Annotated in this window: 16 protein-coding genes; 6 read left to right on the top strand and 10 right to left on the bottom strand. The window is 25.5% G+C overall.

Going from position 1 to position 19,101, the window contains the following annotated elements:
* Window positions 1-13: 13 nt before the first annotated feature.
* A complete protein-coding gene (locus H0H74_RS00340; RefSeq protein WP_185849284.1) occupies window positions 14-703 on the top strand; it encodes a potassium channel family protein in 690 nt (229 codons plus the stop codon).
* 46 nt (window positions 704-749) lie between these two features.
* On the opposite strand, the gene H0H74_RS00335 is transcribed toward H0H74_RS00340, so the two are convergent.
* The 6 genes from H0H74_RS00335 to H0H74_RS00310 are packed head-to-tail and all read right to left on the bottom strand — an operon-like array spanning window position 750 to window position 8,893.
* Window positions 750-1,997 (bottom strand): hypothetical protein, encoded by a 1,248-nt coding sequence (locus tag H0H74_RS00335; protein WP_185849283.1) that lies wholly within the window; start codon window positions 1,995-1,997, stop codon window positions 750-752.
* A 2-nt stretch (window positions 1,998-1,999) separates the two neighbouring features.
* Window positions 2,000-2,605: a c-type cytochrome gene (locus tag H0H74_RS00330; RefSeq protein ID WP_185849282.1), complete on the bottom strand. Its 606-nt coding sequence runs from the start codon at window positions 2,603-2,605 to the stop codon at window positions 2,000-2,002.
* 39 nt (window positions 2,606-2,644) lie between these two features.
* Window positions 2,645-3,166, bottom strand: coding sequence for a DUF3341 domain-containing protein (locus H0H74_RS00325; protein ID WP_185849281.1), 522 nt, complete (start codon window positions 3,164-3,166; stop codon window positions 2,645-2,647).
* Complete coding sequence (gene nrfD / locus H0H74_RS00320) at window positions 3,166-4,533, bottom strand: NrfD/PsrC family molybdoenzyme membrane anchor subunit (protein WP_185849280.1); 1,368 nt, start codon at window positions 4,531-4,533, stop codon at window positions 3,166-3,168. The genes H0H74_RS00325 and nrfD overlap by 1 nt, the downstream gene beginning before the upstream one ends.
* Before the next feature lie 18 nt (window positions 4,534-4,551).
* Complete coding sequence (locus tag H0H74_RS00315) at window positions 4,552-7,536, bottom strand: 4Fe-4S dicluster domain-containing protein (RefSeq protein ID WP_185849279.1); 2,985 nt, start codon at window positions 7,534-7,536, stop codon at window positions 4,552-4,554.
* Window positions 7,537-7,567: 31 nt separating this feature from the next.
* Window positions 7,568-8,893 carry a c-type cytochrome gene (locus H0H74_RS00310; RefSeq protein WP_185849278.1) on the bottom strand — a complete coding sequence of 442 codons (1,326 nt, stop codon included), beginning with the start codon at window positions 8,891-8,893 and terminating at the stop codon, window positions 7,568-7,570.
* 135 nt (window positions 8,894-9,028) lie between these two features.
* On the opposite strand from H0H74_RS00310, the gene H0H74_RS00305 reads away from it, so the two are divergent.
* Genes H0H74_RS00305 through H0H74_RS00285 form a run of 5 tightly spaced genes read left to right on the top strand, consistent with a single transcriptional unit; the run spans window position 9,029 to window position 13,460 of the window.
* Complete coding sequence (locus H0H74_RS00305) at window positions 9,029-10,390, top strand: M16 family metallopeptidase (protein ID WP_185849277.1); 1,362 nt, start codon at window positions 9,029-9,031, stop codon at window positions 10,388-10,390.
* A 58-nt stretch (window positions 10,391-10,448) separates the two neighbouring features.
* Window positions 10,449-11,825: a M16 family metallopeptidase gene (locus H0H74_RS00300; RefSeq protein WP_238784097.1), complete on the top strand. Its 1,377-nt coding sequence runs from the start codon at window positions 10,449-10,451 to the stop codon at window positions 11,823-11,825.
* Between the two features lie 4 nt (window positions 11,826-11,829).
* The gene (locus H0H74_RS00295) at window positions 11,830-12,144 is read left to right on the top strand and encodes a DUF59 domain-containing protein (RefSeq protein ID WP_185849275.1); all 315 of its coding nucleotides are present in this window, start codon (window positions 11,830-11,832) and stop codon (window positions 12,142-12,144) included.
* A gap of 11 nt (window positions 12,145-12,155) precedes the next feature.
* On the top strand, window positions 12,156-13,094 hold the full coding sequence (locus H0H74_RS00290; protein WP_185849274.1) for an SPFH domain-containing protein: 939 nt from the start codon (window positions 12,156-12,158) through the stop codon (window positions 13,092-13,094).
* Between the two features lie 12 nt (window positions 13,095-13,106).
* On the top strand, window positions 13,107-13,460 hold the full coding sequence (locus tag H0H74_RS00285) for a DUF3127 domain-containing protein (protein WP_185849273.1): 354 nt from the start codon (window positions 13,107-13,109) through the stop codon (window positions 13,458-13,460).
* A 6-nt stretch (window positions 13,461-13,466) separates the two neighbouring features.
* On the opposite strand, the gene H0H74_RS00280 is transcribed toward H0H74_RS00285, so the two are convergent.
* The 4 genes from H0H74_RS00280 to sucC form a co-directional block, all read right to left on the bottom strand.
* A complete protein-coding gene (locus tag H0H74_RS00280; RefSeq protein ID WP_185849272.1) occupies window positions 13,467-14,105 on the bottom strand; it encodes an endonuclease III domain-containing protein in 639 nt (212 codons plus the stop codon).
* Window positions 14,102-16,213 carry an ATP-dependent Clp protease ATP-binding subunit gene (locus H0H74_RS00275; protein WP_185849271.1) on the bottom strand — a complete coding sequence of 704 codons (2,112 nt, stop codon included), beginning with the start codon at window positions 16,211-16,213 and terminating at the stop codon, window positions 14,102-14,104. The genes H0H74_RS00280 and H0H74_RS00275 overlap by 4 nt, the downstream gene beginning before the upstream one ends.
* Before the next feature lie 98 nt (window positions 16,214-16,311).
* Window positions 16,312-17,799, bottom strand: coding sequence for an AAA family ATPase (locus H0H74_RS00270; protein ID WP_185849270.1), 1,488 nt, complete (start codon window positions 17,797-17,799; stop codon window positions 16,312-16,314).
* 16 nt (window positions 17,800-17,815) lie between these two features.
* Entirely contained in the window at window positions 17,816-19,018 is a 1,203-nt protein-coding gene (sucC, locus tag H0H74_RS00265) for an ADP-forming succinate--CoA ligase subunit beta (RefSeq protein WP_185849269.1), read from the bottom strand.
* Window positions 19,019-19,101 lie beyond the last annotated feature (83 nt).

Below are 19,101 nucleotides of genomic sequence, written 5' to 3'. Positions count from 1 at the left end.
GATAAAGAAGAATATGAAAATTATAATTATAGGGTTAGGAAATTTTGGAAGATCTTTAGCTCTTAATTTAACAGATAATGGACATGAAGTATTTGGGATAGATCATAAAATGGAAAAAGTAGATTTATTGAAAGATCATATAGCAAACGTAGTATGTATGGATGCAAATAATGAAGCGGCTTATAAAGTATTGCCTATTAAACAAGCAGATTTAGGTATTGTAGCTATTGGAGAAAACGAGGGGTCCTCAATAGTAACGACAGCTATCCTTAAAAAAAAGTATAAGAATTTAAGAATCGTGAGTAGATCTTTATCAAAAATACATGATACAATATTAGAAGCTATGGGAATTAATGATGTTATACATCCAGAACAAGATGCCGCATTTCGATTAACTAAACAAATATCTTTTAATTATGCTTTAGATTATTTTAGAGTAGATAATAAGCATTCTATAGCAGAAGTTTTTTCTCCATATTCTTTTAGTGGGAAATCTGTAAAAAGTTTGAAATTGACACAAAAATATTCCGTTTCTTTAATTACTGTAATCCGAGATATAAATAATCCAATGTCTTCTAAAGGGACTCCTACAAGAAAAGTTATAGGATTAGTTACAGGAAACACTGTTTTACAAAAAGGAGATATATTAACTCTTTTTGGTTCTAACAGATCTATCATGAATTTTGTAAAAGATAAAAAATAACAATTATTGATTATTAATATTTTAATGAATTTTTATTTTAAAACATTTACATATAAGGATATTTGTAATTTTTACTTTCCTTGAAAAAAGGATTCCCTTCAGAAGAATTTAATTTTCTTTTATTCAAATTTGAAAATAAAATATAAATAAAAAATCCTCCTATTATTAACAAAGAACCTATTACTTCGAATATACAAAGTTTGATTCCCTCATTAACATCTGGAGCTATTAAATTGTATATGTCTATATAGTGTCCTATGAGTAAGACTAAAGATACTGAAAAGACTATTCTGTAATTTGATTTATTTTTACTACTAATTAATCCAAAAAAAGGAATTATAAAATTAGGAATCAGCATCCAAAAATGAATGAAATTATATATTTTTTCTCTTTTTATAAAATATATAACTTCTTCTGGAATATTTCCATACCAATAAAGTAAAAATTGTGAGAACCAAAGATAAGTCCATAACAAACTACTAGAAAATAAATATTTGCTTAAATCATGTAAATGATTGTTATTGAATAAAGGAAAATATCCTTTTTTGGATAGATAAATAGCTATTATTGTAATCGTACTTATTCCTGTTATAATAAAACTACTCAAAACATACCAACTAAATAAAGTGCTTAACCAATGTGGATTTAAAGACATAACCCAATCCCATATCATAAATATAGAAATGATGGAAAAAAATATAACAAAAATAATAGATCTAGAATATAATTTTTTGTAATCATTTAAAGAATGTGATATATATAATGTACGAGATATACTTTTAATACTTAAATAAAAAAAACTATATACTGACACATAAATTACACTTCTTATTAAAAAAAATGGAATATTCAAAAATATTTTTTTGTTTGCAATAATTTTGTCATATTTTAAAGAAATTGGATTATATAAATTGGAATCCATCCAATGAAATATATGTACGATATCCATCGTATTTAATAACAAAATGATAATAACCATAAAACCCCCATATGGAATAAAAGAAGAAATTTCCTCCATAATAGGATGAATAATGACGGACCAACCTGATTGTGAAACATTTTGTATCCCTAAAAAAAACAATGCTCCTAGAGATATAGAAGTGAAATAAAAAATAGAAATATATAATACGGTACAAGGGTTGTGATTTTTTATAATAGAATATTTTTTTTCTTTTGAAAAAATTGTAAAATTTTTTTTATTATCAATAAATATTTTATCCAAAAAAATGAAAATAAAACCTACGATTATTATAAAAATGATAATTTTTTTATTTGTTCTAGAAAATTGATACATGTTTATTTATTTTTTAAAAACATAACATATTCTGAAACTCTCCATCTATCTATTTCATTTAATTGTGAAGCATAAGAATTCATATTATTTTTACCATATGTAATAACATAATAAACACTTCCAATAGTAAGATCTCTATCTTTGTAATTAGGAATTCCTAAAATTTTTTCGTTTTTTACCAATTCTCCTTGTCCATCTCCATTTTTTCCGTGACATATAGAACAGTTGATTTGATATAATTTTTCTCCTTTTTTTATTGTAATTTCTTTTTCTTCATACTTATTATATAATGGATTTTTAATTATATTTTTTGAATAATTAAATCCTTTATTTTCGATATCCATTAAATTATAAAATAAATCACTTCTAGAAACTGTGCCTTTTACTGGCAAAAATGAAGAAGTTTTTTCTTTTAAAAATAATGGAATTTTAATTTTTTTAGCTTTTTTATTGTAATTAAAATCAGGATCTGAATAAGGTTCATATGCTTCTGAATAATACATGTCAGGCATATACACTACATTAGGTTTAGTTTTATCAAACCAACAAGATTCTAAAAAAAATATCAGTAAAATCATAAGAATAATTCCGTAAAAATATTTATTCATAATACTTATAATCTTTATGTATGATAATTAATAATGGATTTAGTATTTTTTTATCATAACCTCTATTGCCCCATTTTCTTTTAATAGATTCACTAATTTTTCGTCATTTTTTTCAGTATAAATTTCTATTAAAAACATGTTGTCAGTAGTCCTTGAATCCGGATTTTTTGGCATACGTCCCGGAAATAATTGACATTGTATGAGATAAGTAATACACATAAAATGTGCAGAAAAAAAAATAGACAATTCAAATATAACAGGAATGAAAGAAGGAAGATTTCTAATCCAAGAAAAAGAGGGTTTTCCTCCAATATTTTGAGGCCAATCCCAAATCATGGTATACCAAGTTAATGCACAAGCTATGCAAAAACCTAAAAATCCATATATAAAAGATAAAAAAGATAAATTTGTTTTTTTTAATTTTAAGAGTTCAGTTAAATTATGAATAGGAAAAGGAGAATAAACTTCATGTATAATATAATTATGACGCTGTATAATTTTTATACTATTTATTAACGTATTATTATTATTATATAATGCATGTACATATATCATTGTCATTATTTTTTATTATGATTATGATCAGATTTTAATATTGTTTTTAACTCCGATTGTGAAATAACAGGAAAAACACGTATATATAATAAATAAAGAACAAAAAATAAGCCAATAGTTCCTACAAAAATTCCAACATCTACAAATGAAGGAACAAAACCAGTCCAAGAAGAAGGAAGATAATCATGACTTAGATTTAAAACGATAATATCAAATCTTTCAAACCACATTCCAATATTTATAATAATAGCGATAACATAAGACCAAAAAAAACTTCTTCGCACATATTTAATCCATAGAAATTGAGGAATAATAACATTACAAATAATCAAAGCCCAAAAAGCCCACCAAAATGGCCCCTTAGATGCTTCTTCAGAAAAATAAATGAATTTTTCAAAAGGACTTCCGGAATACCAAGCCAGAATAAATTCAGAAATATAAGCTAATAAAACAATTCCTCCTGTTAATAATATAATCATATTCATATACTCAATATGATTTCTTGTAATATAATTTTCCAAAGAAAGAACTTTTCTTGCTACGCCTAATAAAGTTTGTACCATAGCAAAACCAGAAAATATAGCGCCTGCTACAAAATAAGGAGGAAATATTGTGCTATGCCACCCCTTAATTACAGAAGTAGAAAAATCGAAGGATACTATGGTATGTACAGAAAATACTAATGGGGTACATAAACCCGCCAAAATTAAAGACATTTCTTCAAACCTTTGCCAATCTCTTGATGTTCCACCCCATCCAAAACTAAGAATATTATAGATTCTTTTTTGAAAAGGGTTTGATATACGGTCTCGTATCATTGCAAAATCTGGAATTAATCCCATAAACCAAAAAACTGTAGAAACAGAAAAATAAGTGCTAATCGCAAATACATCCCATAATAAAGGAGAATTAAAATTTGGCCATAAAGTTCCAAATTGATTAGGAATAGGCAAAACCCAATGTGCATTCCATGGTCTTCCCATATGAATAATAGGAAATAATCCAGCTTGGATCACTGCAAAAATTGTCATTGCTTCCGCTGAACGATTAATGGATAATCGCCATTTTTGACGAAATAACAACAATACAGCTGAAATCAAAGTTCCAGCATGACCAATTCCAACCCACCAAACAAAATTTGTTATATCCCAAGCCCAATTAATTGTTCTATTTAACCCCCAAACACCTATCCCTGTTCCAATTGTATAAAAAATACATCCTAATCCCCATAAAAAAGCTAAAATAGAGATAAATAAAGATATCCACCATAAATTTCCAGCTTTATTTTTTACAGGATTTAATATATCATCGGTAATATTTTTAAATGTTTTTTTTCCTAAAATTAGGGGTTTTCTTATAGGAGATTCATACATGATTAAACATAATTTTATCTATTTCATTTTATCTATTTCATTTTTTTTCTTATTTCTAATTTTCAATAGATAAGATACATTAGGTCTTACTCCTATAAAATCTAATAGTTTATAAGATCTAGTATCCTTTATTTTTTTAGAAATAAGACTAGAAGAATCGTTCGCATCTCCAAAAGTAATGGCTTTGGTAGGACAAGAAACACTGCAAGCTGTTTCAAATTCTTCATTCTTAATTTTTCTATTTTCTTTTTTTGCTATTCCTATAACATATTGTGTTCTTTGTATGCATAAAGAACATTTTTCCATTACACCTCTGGTTCTTACAACTACATCTGGATTTAATACCATTTTTCCTAAAGTATTATTCATGTTAAAATCAAATTTTTGATTATTAGCATAATTAAACCAATTAAATCGTCTTACTTTATAAGGACAGTTATTTGCACAATAACGAGTTCCTACACAACGATTGTAAGCCATCATATTTTGACCTTGTTCCCCATGAGAAGTCGCTCCAACTGGACACACTGTTTCACAAGGGGCATGTTCGCAATGTTGACACATAATTGGTTGAAAAGAAATTTTTGGATTTTCATAAATGTTTTCTTCTTGAGATTGAGATTTATTATTTGAAAAATAATACCTATCTATACGTAACCAATGCATGTCTCTAGATTTTTCTATTTCTTCTTTTCCAACAACAGGAACATTGTTTTCAGAATGACATGCAATAATACAAGCACCACATCCAATACAAGCGTTTAAATCTATAGATAAATTAAAATGATGTCCATTTATTTTTTCTTTTTTTTCATAATTTTCATTCCAAATAGAAATTTTTTCTTGAGAAAGCATTCCCTCATGGGTTAAAATTTTTTCTTCTTCATTCCAATTTTTTTTGGGTTCTTTTAAAAAGATATCTAAATCTGTTTCTTTTACTAAATTTCTTCCTTCCGTTGTATTATATAATTGTATACAAGCAAATTTATGTATTTTATTGACTTTTTTTATTTGTATATTGTTTTGTATTACGATAAAATTTTCATAAATTCTGTAGGCGTTTTTTCCATTAACGATCTTAGATAACTTTCCTATTTTCTGACCATAACCAAAAGATAAACCTACAGATCCTACAGCTTGTCCGGGTTGAATAAAAACAGGAATATTTCGGATTATTGTTTCATTATTTTTAATTAAATCAATGCAGTTTCCATTTAAAGATCCATCTCCAGAATTCCAATTTCTCAATCCAATTTTATTCGCATCAAAAAATGATATAGTTAAATAATTGTCCCATGTAGTACGTGTAATAGGATCCGGAAGTTCCTGTAACCAAGGATTATTGAATTGATATCCATCTCCTATACTAATTTTAGTGTATAATCTCAGTTCAAAATTTTCTTCTATTTCTTTATGAACTATATTTTTCTCATACTCTTGTATTTTTTTGTCTATTGAAATTGAAAAATTATTTGAAATAGGTTTTTCGTTTGTAATTTTTACCACTCCATGAAATAAAGCTTCGTTAAAAGAAAAAACATTAGATTTGGGTATAATATTTTTTTCCCAAGTTTTTTTTAAGTATTCATAATAATTCTTTTCTTTAATTCCACTCCAAATAATTAAAGAATCTTGAAATTGTCTTGTATTGAAAATACGTTGAATCGTAGGCTGAATTAATGTATAAACATTAGTAACAGGATAAGTATCCCCCCAATTTTCCAACCAATGAGGAGTAGGAGCTAATACATCCATGATTTCATTGGTTTCATCCTTATTCGTAGAAAAAGATACTGTTAAAGGTATTTTTTTTATAAATTTCTCTATTTTTTTAGAAATAGATAATGGAAGACTATAAATAGGATTTACATTATGAATAAATAAACCTCCAATGTTTTTCTTTTCTAAATTTTTTAAAAAGTTTTTGAATTCATTGTCATTACTTTCTTTTGAAAAAAGATATTTTTCCTTTTGTAATGCATGACTATTAATTTTTCTATTAATTAAAAAAGATAATTCATAAGATTCTTGATCTCCATCTGCAAAAATAACACTTTTAGATCCCATTTTATTTATTAATGAAACTATTTTTTGTGCATTTTTATCTTTAGTTTTTTTTCCAAAAAAAATTTTTTGAAAAACTTCAATCAGTATTTTTTTTATAATAGAAGGTTTTTTCGATATACGAACATCTGCGTTAGCTCCTGTTATTGTCATATTACTTTCTATTTGAATATGTTGTATCATTCCTCTTTTGGGTTTTCTGTTAGAGGCATAAGATTTTGACATATTTTCTGGACTCCAATCTCCTAAAAAGTCAGCATCAAAGGAAATTATTAATTCTGATTTTTTAAAATCAAAAATAGGAAATCCACGAACTCCAAATATTTTTTCTGAAGCATCTAAAGCTTTGGAATATGAAATTGGATCATAAGTGATCCATTTAGTATAAGGATATTTTTTTTTAAAATCTTGAATCAATTTTTTTGTAGAAAAACTTGGAAAAGAATGAGAAAGAAAAATTATATCTTTTTTTGTTTTAGATAAATATTTCAATTTTTGAATAATATAATTATCTATCTCTTTCCAAGAGCTTTTTTTTCCTTTTAAAAAAGGATTTTTTAATCTTTCTTCATCATAAAGAGATAATAAAGAAGATTGAATTCTAGCAGAAGTTGTATTAAAATATTCAGAAGAAAAATTGGGTTCTATTTTTATAGGACGACCTTCTCTCGTTTTAACCAATACACTTCCAATATCGAAAGAGTCAATCATAGTTGATGCATAATAATTAGGAACTCCTGGAGTTATATTATCAGGTTTCACTACATAAGGAATAGATTTGATGACTGGACCTTTACATGCGGATAAAGTTACTGAAGCGGTACTAAAACCTAACCATTTAAGAAAGTCACGTCTAGATGTTTCCCCTTTAAGGAGATTTTTAATAGGATTGTAATCTTCTAATATTTTTTCCTTTTTATCTTTTTTATTAAATTTCATAATAATTTTTAAATTAATTACTTTCTTTCATTTAGTAATGACACTTAGCGCACTCAATCCCTCCAATCATATCAACAGTTATTTTTTTATTTTTTTTATTTGGAAAATATTCTTTGTAATATTTATTTTTTGTATCTATCTCAACATTTTTATGACAAGATATACACCACTCCATGGTGAAATCATTAGACATTTCTACTGTATCCATTTTTTGTATTTCTCCATGACAAGCATTACAAACTAAATTTACTTTTTTTAATTTTCTGATCTTTTTTTCTCCTGTAATGACATGTTGAGAATGATCAAAATAGACAAAATCCGGCATATTATGAATACGTATCCATTGAATAGGATAAGTTTTTTCAGAATATTTTCTTGTTTCTGGATTCCATCCTACAGCTTTATATATTTTTTGTATTTCTCTGTTATATTCATCTCTACTTTTTCCTTTTTCCAAATAATCTCCATTATATTCATGAATAGTAATATGACAATTCATACAAACATTAACTGAAGGAATTCCAGATACTTTTCCATATTTTGCCGAGGAATGACAATACTGACAATCAATGTGATTAATTTCAGAATGAATTTTGTGAGAAAAATAAATAGGTTGTTTAGGTTTATATCCTTTATTTACATCTATTTTCATTAAAAAATTCCAAGTTTCATATGTCCCCAATAGGAAAAAAAATCCCGTAAAACAAGAAAATAAATACCACTTTTTTTTATCATCTCCTAATATTTTTTGATATAAAACATTTATTATAAAATCTTTTATACAAATAAAAATGGAAACTTTTGTCTTTCCTTCACTTTTATGGATTAACCTATTTAAAATTTGTATTTTGTATACAATCCAAAGCAAGATTAAAAATAGAATAAAAAAACAAAAAATAATTAGTTTTACTAAGAATTGCTTTTCTTCATTATTGGTTTCATATTCATAATGATTTATTTTACGATTCTCTTTTTTTTTTATCGAATCTTTATTTTTTATGAAAAATAAAATATCATCTATTTGTTTTTCAGATAATTGAGGGAACGCATTCATTTCTATATTTCCATATTCTTCATAAATTGATATGGCTTCCTTATCTCCATTTTCTCTTAAAGATTTATTATTCCTGATCCATTGGTGTAACCACTTACGACTTCTTTTTTCAGTAACACCGTATAAAGCAGGCCCTATCATTTTTTTTTCTAAATCAAGAGAATGACATGCTGTACAATTTTTTTTAAAAAGTTCAGTTCCATTTTCAACGTCTCCTTTTATTGTATCAGTCTCAGCTTTTAGTTTCCCTTCTCCTATTAAAAAAAAAGAAAAAATGAAAATAAAAAACGAAATTCTTTTCATGCTAAACTAATTATTATTTATAATGAATTCATAACTGTTTTATACAACAAAAATAGAATAAAAGAAAAAAATCCCATTTTTTGGAAAAAAAAATTCGTAAATTTCTTTTGTTAATCTTTAACTTTGTTTCATGAAATGAATAGGATTTATTTTATTTTCTTAATGTTAGCAACTATGGTATTAAATTTTTTAAGTTCCAAAAATTTTAATTATTCTAAAGATTTATATAAAATTAAATTTTTTGAAGAAAAATTATCAAATGGGTTACATGTCATTTTACATCAAGATAAGACGCACCCTTTAGTTTCTATTTCCGTTTTGTATCATGTAGGAAGTAAAAACGAAACTCCTGGAAAATCAGGATTTGCTCATTTTTTTGAGCATCTTATGTTTGAAGGCTCAAAAAACGTTAAAAAAGGAGAATATTTCAAATATATAGCCTCTAATGGTGGAAAGAATAATGCTTATACAAATCATGATGAAACTTGTTATTATGAGATATTACCATCTGATCGTCTTCCATTAGCTTTATGGTTAGAATCAGAAAGAATGCTTCATGCGAAAGTTGATGAAGAAAGCATTAATATACAAAGAGAAGTTGTAAAAGAAGAAAAAAAGATGCGTATTGAAAATCAACCATATGTAAAAGCAATTTCTGAAATTGTTCCTTCTTTGTTATTCAAAAAACATCCATATAAATATCCAATTATTGGATTAGATCAAGATTTAGATACAGCTACAGAAGCTGATTATCAAGAGTTTTATAAAACTTACTATGTTCCAAATAATGCTGTTCTGGTTGTATCAGGTGATTTTGATATGAATGAAGCTAGAATATTGATTAAAAAATATTTTTCATCTATTCCTAAAGGAAAAATGGATTTTAAAATGAAGAAAATAGAAGAAGAACCGATGAAAAAAGAAATATTTTTTACTTACGTAGATAAAAATACTAAAGTTCCTGGAGTGTTTTTATCGTATAGAGTTCCAAAACTTACAAGCAAAGATTCTTATGTATTAAAAATTATTGATCACATATTGTCTTCTGGAGAAAGTTCTCGTATAATAAAAAATATTGTAAATACAAAACAAATCGCTTCTTATGCTGGTTCGTTTTTAGATACAATGGAAGATTATGGAATTTTCGTTATATATGGATTAATAAATCCTGGAATTACATTAGATCAATTAACCAAAATAATAGATGAAGAAATAGATCTTTTAAAAGAGAAAGGAATAACACTATATGAATTGGAAAAACAAATAAACTATTTTGAAAAGAAATTTATTTCTGACAATTATTCTATGAGTGGAATAACAGCTAATTTATCTCATTATTATTTATATTATAATAATGCTGATTTAATTAATACTGATATAAAAAAATATAAAAAAATAACTATAGAAGATATAAGAAGAGTTGCTAATAAATATTTAAATAAAAATAATAGAGTTCGTTTATATAATGTCCCAGATAACGATAACACAGATAAATAAAAATAAATTTTTTGTAAAGATTATCCTTACTGTAATAATTTTTTTTCATACAATAATTATGTTTGCTCATATATTTAATCGAAGTATACCACCTAGGTCTCTTAAAAGAAAGACGACTATAAATGTTGAAAAACCTAAATTTTTTCAAATGGAAAATGGATTAAAAGTTTTAATCGTAGAAAACCATAAACTTCCTTTAGTTAGAATTGGGTTAGAGTTAGATTGCAAACCCTTTTTAGAGAAAGATAAGGCTGGAATAAAAAAAATTTTTGGTCAAATGATTCGTTCTGGTACGAAAAATTATACCAAAGAAGAATTAGACGATATTATTGATCATATGGGGTGTAGTTTATACACTTCTTTTTCTGAAATATCTATTTTCACTATGAAAAAGCACTTGGAGAAGTCTGTATCTATAATGAGTGATATTTTGATGAATAGTAAATTTGATAATTTTAGAGAATTAGATAAAATAATCAAACAAAGAATTATAGATATTAATCTTTCAGAAAAGGATCCAAATGCTATTTTACAACGAGTACGAAATATTTTATATTTTGGTAAAAATCATCCTTATGGAGAATACGAAACTCATGATACAATTAAAAATATTACTCTTCATGATTTAAAAAAATTGTACGAGAAATATTATATTCCAAATATTTCCTATCTTTCTTTTATTGGAGATATATCTAAAAAAGAAGCAGAAAAATTATGTTATCTTTATTTTTCTAAATGGAAAAAAAAATCATATACAGATGATATTCTTATTAAGGAATATGTGGTCCCATCTAAAATAGAAATAAATATAGTAGATATTCCTTCTTTAACTCAATCGTCTATTTGTTTTGGGGGTCCGGTTTGTTTAAAAAAAAATGATCCTGAATATTTTTCTTCTATATTAGCGAATGGAATTTTAGGAGGAGGTCCTCAAAGTCGTTTATTTTTAAATCTTAGAGAAAAAAAGGCTTATACATATGGAGCTTATTCTATTTTGAAATCTGATAGAAATATTGGTTACTTTTCAGTTTATACTCAAGTAAGAAATGAAGTGACAGAAAAAGCTATAAAAGATATTATAGAAGAAATTGTGAAAATAACAGAAAATAAAATTTCTTTGGAAGAATTAAATATCAAGAAAAAAGAGATGAGTGGTCAATTTATTCTTGATTTTGAAGATCCTAATAGAATTAGTGATCTTTTCATATGTGAATTAAAAAATAATCTTCCAAGTGGATTTTATAAAAATTATTTAAATAAAATAGAATCAGTTACTATAGATAACATACATCAATCATGTAAAAAGTTTTTTTTAACGAAAAATGGTAGAATTATAATTGTCGGAAAAGCTGAAGATATATTACCTAACCTAAAAAAATTAGGTTATCCTATTCGTTATTTTGATCAATTTGGATCTTTAATAAATAATAAATAAGGAAATGAATAAAGATTGTTCGTTAGAAGAACGTATCATTTCTGTGTTGAAAAGTATATATGATCCAGAAATATCAGTAGATATTTATGAATTAGGTTTGATTTATGATGTTAAAGTTTTTGAAAAAAATAAAATTAAAATAATAATGACTCTAACAACTCCTAATTGTCCAGTAGCAGAAAGTTTACCTTTAGAAGTTAAGAATAAAGTTAAATCTATACAAAAAGTGAAAGAAGTTGATGTAGTTTTAACATTTGATCCACCTTGGAGTAGGGAATTTATGAGCGAAGAAGCTCGTTTAGAACTAGGATTGTTATAAATTTTTTGAATATGAGTATTTTCAGTTTTCTATTTTATGGAGTGTTAGCTATTTTGATTTTATCTATTTTTTCTAGTTTTATTTTTATAGTAAATCAAGAAACAGCAGCTATTCTTGAAAGAATGGGAAAATTTCATAGTATTCGTCATGCTGGATTGAATTTTAAGATTCCCATTATAGACAATATAGTAGGAAAACTTACATTAAAGATTCAACAATTAGATGTATTAGTAGATACGAAAACAAAAGATAATGTTTTTGTTAAAGTAAAAGTATCGGTTCAATTCAAGGTCATCAAAGATAAAGTATATGAAGCTTTTTATAAATTGGACAATTCTCATGCTCAGATCACTTCTTATATATTTGATGTAGTTAGAGCAGAAGTTCCAAAAATGCGTTTAGATGATGTTTTTGAACGAAAAGATCATATAGCCCTTGCCGTTAAAGGAGAATTAGAAGGATCTATGTTAGATTATGGATATTCTATAATTAAAGCACTCGTTACAGATCTTGATCCAGACGATCAAGTAAAACAGGCAATGAATCGTATTAATACAGCTGAAAGAGAAAAAGTAGCAGCTGAATATAAAGCAGAAGCCGAAAGAATTAAAATTGTAGCTAAAGCAAAAGCAGAAGCTGAAAGTAAAAAATTGCAAGGAAAAGGAACAGCAGATCAACGTAGAGAAATAGCTAGAGGAATTCTAGAATCAGTAGAAGTATTAAATAATGTAGGAATTAATTCACAAGAGGCTTCTGCTTTGATCGTTGTTACACAACATTACGATACTCTTCAGTCTATGGGGGAAAGTGGAAATACTAATTTAATTTTATTACCTAATTCACCGGGATCGGCTAGTGAAATGTTAAACAATATGATTACTTCATTTAATATTTCTAATCAAATTGGAGAAACTCTTAAAAAAAAAAAGAATAACAGTAAAAAAAAATAAATTTTAAATTTTATGGAAATCATAGGTATAGTAAAAAAACTGTTTGATATTCAAAAATTTGATAGTGGATTTCAAAAAAGAGAAATAGTTATAACCACTGAAGAAGCGTATCCTCAAAATATATTAATTGAATTTATTCAAGAAAAAGTGGATTTGTTAGAAAATATAAAACCAAAAGATAAAGTAAAAATTTTCATCAATCTTAGAGGAAGGGAATGGACAAATCCTGAAGGAATTATCAGATATTTTAATTCCATACAAGGATGGAGAATAGAACATCATTCTCGTTCTGTAGGAACTTCAAATAAAACTTCTATCACATCTCCTTCTTTATCTTCTGATGATTTTGATGATTTGCCTTTTTAATTATACTTAAGGTAGTAAATTTTTATTTAAAAGTTCTTGATAGATAATATCTTTTTTTGAATTCCATCTTTGAGATGGAGAATATTCTTTAGCATAAGAAATAATTTGAAAGTGCAATTTTTTCCAATTTTTTTTTTTAAAAACACGTTTTGCATCTTGTTCCGTTTGCTTCACATTTTTTCCACTGCTTAATTTCCAACGAAACATCATTCTATGAATATGAGTATCTACAGGAAATACAAATTCATCAGATACATGAGATAAAAAAACAGATGCCGTTTTATGTCCTACACCGGGTAAAGATTCTAATTCAGAAATATTTTTAGGAAGAATTCCATTATATTCATTTATTAATATAACAGATAAATCATAAATATTTTTAGATTTTATATTATAAAGTCCAATATTTTTTATAATATTTTTTATATTTTTAATAGGAAGACGAATTGTATCCATTGGAGTTTTTATCTTTTTAAATAAAAATTTTGTTATTTTGTTAACTCTTTCCTCTTTACTTCTAGCTGTTAATATTATAGATATCAGTAAAGTATACTCGTTTATATAATATAGAGTACTAGTTGGATCAGGATATAAAAAATCCAATATTTTTTCAATAATTTTTCTTTTTTTTGAAAAAAAATTCATGTATTAATCAATACTTCTACATTATCACTATTTGCATTCATTTTTAGTGAAATTTTATCTCCTTTTTTCAATTTTTCACTAATTATATATTCCGATATAGGATTTTTTATAAATTTTTCTATTACTCTTTTTAAAGGACGCGCTCCATACTCTTGATCAAATCCTCTTTTTTGAATAAAATTTATTACTTCAGGAAATAATTCCAATTTATAACCTAAATTGGATACATGAATAATTGTTTTTTTTAATTCAATACAAGTTATTTTTGATATATCTTCTTTTGTTAGAGAATTAAAAATAATAATGTCATCTATTCTATTTAAAAATTCAGGAGAAAAAGTTCGTTTTAAGGCTTGTTCTAGTACATTATTAATATAATTATTAAATTTTCTTGCTTGAGTATGAAAACCGATTCCTTGACCAAATTCTTTTAATTGTTGGGTTCCTGTATTTGAAGTAAAAATAATCACGGTATTTTTAAAATTTATTTTCCTTCCAATACTATCTGTTACACATCCATAATCCAATATTTGTAATAAAACATTAAATACTTCATGATGAGCTTTTTCTATTTCATCCAATAATATTACGGAATAAGGTCTACGACGTATAATTTCCGTTAATTGTCCTCCTTCTTCATAACCTACATAACCTGGAGGCGCGCCTATTAATCTAGATACAGAAAATTTCTCCATATATTCGCTCATATCTATACGAATTAATGATTCTTCTGAATCAAATAATTCTTTCGCAAAAATTTTTGCGAAATATGTTTTTCCTACTCCTGTTTGTCCTAAAAAAATAAAAGAACCTATAGGAGAACTAGAATCTTTTAATCCAGTTCTATTTCTTTGAACTGCTCTTACTATTTTTTCCACAGCTTCATTTTGTCCTACTATTTTTTCTTTCAATTTTTCTATCATTTTGCTCAATTTTTTCATTTCAGCTTGAGCTATTTTATTTACTGGAACCCCACTCATCATAGATACCACTTCTTCAACATTTTCTTCAGATACAATTTCTTTATTTTTCTTAGAAAATACCTCCCATTCTTTTTGAGCTTTGATTAATTGTTTTTCTATACGTTTTTCTGTATCACGTAAATGTGCCGCTTCTTCGTATTTTTGACTTTTAACAACTTTAGATTTCTCTTTCCGAATACTTTCTAATTCTTTTTCCAAAAGAACAATTTCTTGTGGAACTTTTATATTTTTAATATGAACACGCGATCCAGCTTCATCTAAAGCATCAATTGCTTTATCTGGTAAAAAACGATCTACAATATACCTAACAGTAAGATGTACACAAGCTTTTATTGCTTCTTCTGTATAAAGAACGTTATGATGACTTTCATATTTTCCTTTTATTTTTTTTAAAATTTCTATAGTTTCTTTTTCAGAAGAAGGTTGCACTATGATTTTTTGGAACCTTCTTTCTAAAGCTCCATCTTTTTCTATGTATTGTCTATATTCGTTGAGTGTAGTTGCACCAATACACTGAATATCCCCTCTTGCTAGAGCAGGCTTAAATATGTTAGAAGCATCTAATGATCCTGTAGTACCTCCTGCTCCAATCATAGTGTGAATTTCATCTATAAATAAAATTAAACCAGCATTTCTTTCTGATTCGTTTATAATAGCTTTCATTCTTTCTTCAAATTGTCCTCTATATTTAGTTCCAGCAACTAAACTTGCTAAATCTAATACAACGACTCTTTTATTGTATAATACTCTAGAGACTTTTTTTTGTACAATCCGTAATGCTAATCCTTCAGCAATAGCAGATTTTCCTACTCCAGGTTCTCCTATAAGAAGAGGATTATTTTTTTTTCTTCTACTCAATATTTGAGATACACGTTCAACTTCTTTATCTCTACCTACCACTGTATCTAGTTTTCCTTCTATGGCTATAGAATTCAAATCTCTTCCAAAGTTATCCAAAATAGGAGTTTTACTTTTTATTGAAGTCCCTCCATAATAACCTGTTCCACTTCCTCCTGATCCATAAGAATAAGAAGAGGAAGAGCTATCACTTTCAAGATCTTCATCAGAATAAGAAGAAGAGAAAAAAATTTTTTTTATACCGTTTGACGAATAATGATGAATCATAAATTAAAATCATTAAAAATATTTTTTACAAAAAGTCTTAAAAAAGAGAAAATATCTCTTTCATTTCTACAAATGAGAATAATTTGATAAAAAATTTTTTATAAAAATTTTTTATCTTCTTGTATTTTAGAAGAAGAAATTTTTAATTTCAATCGTTCTATTAATGTTTCTATTAATTTATTTTTTTGATATAAAAGATTATATTGTTCTATTGTATTTGAATTTTTTTTAACTATTTCAAATTCTACATGTGAATTATTGAACTTCTTTTTAAAATATTTTACAAAATGTGCTTGAATTAACAAAAAACCGTGATTTTCTAATTTAGAGGGAATAATGAAATATATTTTGTTTTTTTCAATTTGAAATTGAATTTCATTTTTCAAAAAATATAAATAAATAGGATTTATTTTATCAGAAAATTTTTGTACAAATTTTATCCAATTTTCTTGTAAAAATTTAATTTTTTCATGATCCTTATAATCAAAAAATTTTTCTTTTTTTTTTTCTTCTTCTTCTTTTAAGGAAGAATTTTTATAAAATAAATATGCCAATTGTATCAGATAAATTTCAATGGTTAATCGATGATTTTTATTTAATTTTTCATATTCGTTTCTCAAACGAAGACAAATGTTAAAAGCATTTATTAAAAAAAAATGAGATATTTTTTTTGATTGTGCAATGTAAGAAAATATTATCTCTTTTTTAAATTTCAAAATAGAAATTGTTTCATAATTTTTAGATAAAAATAAATTTCTGAAATGTTTCATTAATCCTATAATTAAATCATAAAAATTAATTTTTTCTTGTAAAATTTCATCTAGTAAAATGAATATTTTATGTATTTTTTTATCTAAAAGATAATCTACTATTTTAAAATAGTATTTGATATTAATAATTCCTAGTTTTTTAATTAAAAATTCTTTGGATATTTTTTTTTCACTATACAAAATCAATTTGTCAAACAAGTAAATAGCTTTGCTTATAGATCCTTTAACATATTTTGATAAAATAAATAATGCTTCATTTTCTACTTCTATACTTTCTTTTTGAGCAATCATTTTTAAATGTAAAAAAATTTCTTTTACAGAAATACTTTTAAATTCATAAACTTGACAACGTGATAGAATCAATTTTGGAATTTCTTTTTCTTCCGAACCACAAAAAATAAATAATATATGCGGATGTTTTTCTTCTATGAATTTAAGAATAAAATTGAAAATATATTGAGAAAAAGTATGTATATCATTAATAATAAATATATTATATTTTCCTATTTTAGGAGAAAAACGAGATTGATTGACAATTTTATAAAAATATTCTAATGAATTATTTAATAATTCATTAATTTCAAATCTATTTAAAGAAAAATCTTCTGATTCTGAAAAAGAATTTAATTCATTTGATAAAATTCGTGCACATGTATTTTTTCCAACTCCTTTAGGTCCAAAAAAAAATAAAATTTGAGATAAACGATTTTCTTGTATTGCTTTTTGTAAAATACAAATGATATCTCTTTGTCCTATAACTTCACTCCATTTAAAAGGTTTATATTTTTCAGATAATACAGAAAAAACTTTATTCATAAATAAAAAATAAACTTTATCTTATATGCAAGATTTCTTGAATTTTATCAGCTGCTTCTTTTAAAGTGTCAGTAGAATAAATAGGTAATAAACTTTTTTTTATTAATTCTTTTGCTACTTTTTCATTTGTTCCTTGTAAACGAACAACTACAGGAACTTCAATATCTTGATTAATTTTTGAGTAGGAATTTATAATTCCTTTTGCGACTGTATCACAACGTACAATTCCTCCAAATATATTAATTAATATTGTTTTTACTGACTTATCCCTTAAGATAAGATAAAAAGCTTTTTCTACACGTTCTCTATCAGCAGAACCTCCTATATCTAGAAAATTAGCAGGAACCCCACCACAAGATTTAATCATATCCATAGTAGCCATTGCTAATCCAGCTCCATTAACCATACATCCTACATTTCCTTCCAACTTTAAAAAATTTAATTTTGCTTCAATAGCTTCTTTTTCAATTACACTAATATCATCTCTATCACGCATTAAATCATATTTTTTATGACGAAATAAAGCATTATTATCCAAAATAATTTTTACATCAACTGGTATAATTTTTTCATCAAATGTTTTTATCAAAGGATTGATTTCTAATAACAAAGCATCATAAGTAATATAAGCTTTATAAAGAGAAAATAAGAAAATACTAAAACTTTTTAAAGACTCATTATTGTATATTCCTAAGTTAAAACCGATTTTTTTTGTTTGAAAAGATTGAAGGCCCAATATCGGATCTATTACTTCTGTATATATTTTATTTGGATTTTTTTTTGAAACATCTTCTATACTGACCCCTCCTTCTCTAGAATAAATAATTATATTTTTCTCTATATCACGATTCAATAATATGGATAAATAATATTCTACAGGAGTACTTGATTCTGAAAAATAAACATCTTCAGATAACAAAATTTTTCGAACTAATTTTCCTTTTTTAGAAGTTTGAGAAGTTATTAAAAATTTTCCTAAAATATTTTTAGATTTTTCATAAACTTCATCCAAATTTTTGGCTATTTGAATACCTCCAGCCTTTCCTCTTCCTCCAGCATGAATTTGAGCTTTAATAACTAAAGATTTCTTTTCAGTTTTTTCAAAAAAAATTCTAGCTATTTTTACAGCCTCTTCAGGAGAAGAAGCCAACATTCCATCAGGAACTTGAATTGAGAAAGATTTCAATATTTCTCTACCTTGATATTCATATAAATTCATTGAATTATCATTTTAAAAGTAAATTTAAACTAAAATTAGTTTATTTTTGAAACGTTTTTTGAGTTTATTAATTTAGTTTAGTC

The sequence above is a fragment of the Blattabacterium cuenoti genome (assembly GCF_014251315.1).
GTDB lineage: Bacteria > Bacteroidota > Bacteroidia > Flavobacteriales > Blattabacteriaceae > Blattabacterium > Blattabacterium cuenoti_AJ.
Note: the sequence above shows the minus strand (reverse complement) of the source record. Positions and strands in the feature narration are given on the sequence as shown.